The sequence below is a fragment of the uncultured Propionibacterium sp. genome, from assembly GCF_963539965.1.
In the GTDB taxonomy this organism is placed as follows: domain Bacteria; phylum Actinomycetota; class Actinomycetes; order Propionibacteriales; family Propionibacteriaceae; genus Propionibacterium.
Genome location: NZ_CAUTOU010000110.1, coordinates 1 through 3531, shown reverse-complemented (window position 1 = coordinate 3531; position 3531 = coordinate 1). Strand labels below are relative to the sequence as shown.

At 72.8% G+C, this 3531-nt stretch carries 3 protein-coding genes; 1 reads left to right on the top strand and 2 read right to left on the bottom strand.

Features of this window, described 5'->3' with window-relative positions; translation table 11 throughout:
• Positions 1 to 121 precede the first annotated feature (121 nt).
• Positions 122 to 1942 carry a DUF6297 family protein gene (locus R2N01_RS11205; protein ID WP_316671224.1) on the bottom strand — a complete coding sequence of 607 codons (1821 nt, stop codon included), beginning with the start codon at positions 1940 to 1942 and terminating at the stop codon, positions 122 to 124.
• Positions 1939 to 2631 carry an ABC transporter ATP-binding protein gene (locus tag R2N01_RS11200; RefSeq protein WP_316671222.1) on the bottom strand — a complete coding sequence of 231 codons (693 nt, stop codon included), beginning with the start codon at positions 2629 to 2631 and terminating at the stop codon, positions 1939 to 1941. The genes R2N01_RS11205 and R2N01_RS11200 overlap by 4 nt, the downstream gene beginning before the upstream one ends.
• 232 nt (positions 2632 to 2863) lie before the next feature.
• On the opposite strand from R2N01_RS11200, the gene R2N01_RS11195 reads away from it, so the two are divergent.
• Positions 2864 to 3511: a class I SAM-dependent methyltransferase gene (locus tag R2N01_RS11195; RefSeq protein ID WP_399553288.1), complete on the top strand. Its 648-nt coding sequence runs from the start codon at positions 2864 to 2866 to the stop codon at positions 3509 to 3511.
• Positions 3512 to 3531: the final 20 nt, after the last annotated feature.

Sequence of the window (3531 nt, the reverse complement as noted above, 5' to 3'; positions counted from 1 at the left end):
CCCGGCGACGCCTCCCACGATAGGCGGGGACCCGCAGCGGGTGACCCGCCTTTCGCCGTCAGCTCACGCAGCGGGGCGCCCCCGGTCACCGGGCCCTGCGAACGGCTCCCGCGACAGGGCGTCAGCCCCGCAGCGGCGGGCGCGAGCGCCTCGCGGATCTCTCCAGCGGAGGCCGGGTGCGCCCATTCGAGGTCGACCGCGGGACGACCCGCTTCTTGCGCGCCGGCTGGCCGCTGCGCGCCCCGGCGCGGGCTTGTTCGAGTTCGCGGCGGGACTCGGCCTGCGCCTCCATCAGCTCCTCCTGGTTGAGGGAGGCGCCCGAGCGCAGGAGCACCCAGGCGATGACGGCGATGACCAGCGAGATGATCGGCGACCAGTTCATGACGAGCGGGAAGTTGACCAGCACCACCATGTCGAGGCCGCGCACCATGTTGAACATGAGGCTCGGCGGCACGGCGCCGGCGCCGGTGGAGACCATCGGGGCGCTGTAGTCGGCCGACTTCGCGCTGACCCAGCGCATGGCCCCCAGGACGCCGCCCACGGCCGCGATGAGGCCGTACCAGAGCGTCCTGCCCGGATCGGCCTGCGAACCGCCCAGCCCCAGGACGAAGGCCGGCGTGACGGCGGCGGCCCATGCGAAGGCCAGGACGCCGGGAACCACCAGGACCGCGTCGCGCAGCTCCGAGTCGCTCATGGGGAACAGGCGGGCGAGGCCCTTGGTGCGGCTGAGCACGCGCATCGAGCCGAAGAACGGCACGATGACGACCAGCAGGACCAGCGAGGAGATGAACGGGGCGAGCGAGATGACGCCCAGCGAGCCGAGCGCGTACGGCACGATCACCGCGATCGCCAGGCCGACGAGCGGGCCCGGGTTGCGGCGCAGCCGGTGGACGTCGCGCCAGACCAGCGCCCGGGTGCCCCTGCCGCGTCCGCGGATGACCCTGACGTGGCCCCTCAACTGGCAGCGGCGCTCGATGAGGATGTCGCGCATGAGCGCGAAGTCGAGGGCGAATGCGGCCCCCTGCATGCCCGAGACGAGCTCGCCGCCGCTGACCAGACGGGCCCGTCCGACATCGCCCAGACGGCTGCGCGCGATGACCGAGGCCAGGACTCCCAGCACCAGGCCGGCGGCGGCGATGGCACAGGCGATGCGGGTCGACAGCACGGTGGCGATGTCGACGGCGAACCAACCGCTGGCGGTGGCGATCACGATGACCAGGACGGCCACGGCGAACGCCTCGACGAGCAGCTGGGCCAGGCGCACGAGGCGGTCCCCCTCGGCACCCTGCCGGGCGGCGGCGAAGGCCATCCAGCCGGCGGTCGTCAGCCCGGTGGCGGCCGTCCAGGCGGCGATGGCGGCGCCGTCCAGGCCGATGAGGGCCGTGACGAGCGCACCGAGCGCCGCGCCGCCCAGGCCCGCGCCGACGATCATCAGCCACATGCGGCGGACGAGGATCGCCGGGCGGCGCAACGGCGCGTCGAGCAGCCAGAAGCCCTCGGCGGCCGAGGCGACGATCGGGCCGAAGACCCGGCTGGCGGCCAGGACGACGACCCAGCCGGCTGCGACGACGAGCCATGGAATGAGCTCGCGGGCGGTGCCGCAGCCCTCACTGGTGCAGCCGGCCGCCTGGTTCTGGGCGCTGCGGATCGCGCTGACCACCATTGCGGCGATGATGACGATGCTGAAGACGGCGACGTAGCCGTCGGTGAGCATCGACCAGACCGAGCGGGTGGCCCTGCCCCTGCGCCAGTCCTTGAGCAGCAGCATGAGCTGGCGCTCGACGACCTGTCCCTGCTCGTAGTCGTCGACGTCCGCGAACGGGTAGTCGGGATCGAAGCGGGTTTCGGGCCCGGTTGCCTCGGGCGCCGGCGCGGCAACCTGTTGCGGCTGCTCGGCGGGCGCCTGCTTGTTCCTGCGGCGCCTGCTCCTCGACCTGCTCATACGAGCTGCTCCGGCTCGGCAAGGGACTGGCTGGTGGCCTCGTCCGCGCCGACGCGCACGACGCGGGCGCCCACCGCCCGGATCAGCGAGGGCTCGTGGCTGGCCATGATGATGGCCAGCCCGTTGGCGTCCTTCTCGTGGCGCAGGCGCTTGCCCAGCCAGTCGATGCCCTCGACGTCCAGGCGCTGCTCGGGCTCGTCGAGCACCAGGAGCTTCTTCGGGCGCACGAAGGCGGTGGCCAGGGCGAGGCGGCGGCGCTGACCGCTGGAGAGCGTGCCTGGCAGCTGGCCCGACTGGGGAACGAGCTGCACCTCCTCGAGGATGGCGTCGACGAGCTCGTCGGTGCCGTCCAGGCCGTGGGCGCGGGCGAGCAGGTCGAGGTGCTCCACGACGGACAGGTCGGGGAAGAAGTCGAGGTCGTCGATGACGGTGGCGACGTTGCGGCGGAACTCCGTGTCGGTGTCCTTGGCCTTGGCGCCGAGCACCTCGATGAGGCCGTCGGTGGGCTTGTCGGAGCCGACGATGCACCGCAGGATCGTTGACTTGCCCGAGCCGTTGCGACCGGTCAGTGCGACCGCCTCGCCCTCGTGGACGTCGAGGCCGAAGTGGGAGACGATCGTGTGGTCGCCGTACTTCTTCGTCAGATTGCTGATTCTCAGGACCGTGGAGCGCCGTGCCATGGGGTCCATTGTGCTGCACGCGCAAGCCTCCGGCGCGCGACGCACGCCCGGTGGCCGCGCCCGCCTCGCCCCATGGTTCTGATCAGGTGGTCCCGACGGCCCTCCGCAGCGGGCGCCGGCGGGCCGGACCGTCCCCGGCGGGCCCCCGCCGATACCGGCGCGCACCGGGCCGGGGCCTGCCACAATGTAGGGCGTGGCACGCAGAGCGAATCTTGACAGGCACCGCGACGAGGTCACCGGCATGTTCGACGAGACCGCGCCCAAGTACGACCTCATGAACGATGTGCTGAGCCTGGGCCAGGACCGCCTGTGGCGTCGCGGGGTCGTGCGCGCCGTGGCCGCCCGGCCCGGCGAGCGCGTACTCGACCTGGCCGCCGGCACGGGCGCCTCATCCGCGCCGTTCGCCCGGGCCGGCGCGGCGGTCTACCCCACCGACCTGTCGATGGGCATGCTGCGCGCCGGCAGGCGGCGCCGGCCCGAGCTCGCCTTCGTCCGCGGCGATGCGACGAGGCTCCCCTACGGCGACGACGTCTTCGACGCCGCCACGATCAGCTTCGGCCTGCGCAACGTCGAGGACACCGCCGGCGCCCTGCGCGAGCTGCGCCGGGTCACCCGCAGGGGCGGACGCCTGGTCGTCTGCGAGTTCAGCAGGCCCACCCGGAGCCTCCTCCGCCGGGCCTACCAGGACGTCTATCTGAGGCACGTCATGCCGCTCATGAGCGCGGTGAGCGCCAACCCGGAGTCCTACGACTACCTGGCCGAGACCATCCTGGCCTGGCACGATCAGGCGCACCTGGCAGAGCTCATGGAGCGGTCCGGCTGGGGCCGCGTCGAATGGCGCGACCTCACCGGCGGCATCGTCGCCCTGCACCGCGGGCGGGCGATCTGACCGATGGGCGGACCGGCCAG

Excerpts from the sequence above, each read along its gene's own strand:
- R2N01_RS11205 (WP_316671224.1), bottom strand. The coding sequence starts at position 1,942 with ATGAGCAGGTCGAGGAGCAGGCGCCGCAGGAACAAGCAGGCGCCCGCC.
- R2N01_RS11200 (WP_316671222.1), bottom strand. The coding sequence starts at position 2,631 with ATGGACCCCATGGCACGGCGCTCCACGGTCCTGAGAATCAGCAATCTG.
- R2N01_RS11195 (WP_399553288.1), top strand. The coding sequence starts at position 2,864 with ATGTTCGACGAGACCGCGCCCAAGTACGACCTCATGAACGATGTGCTG.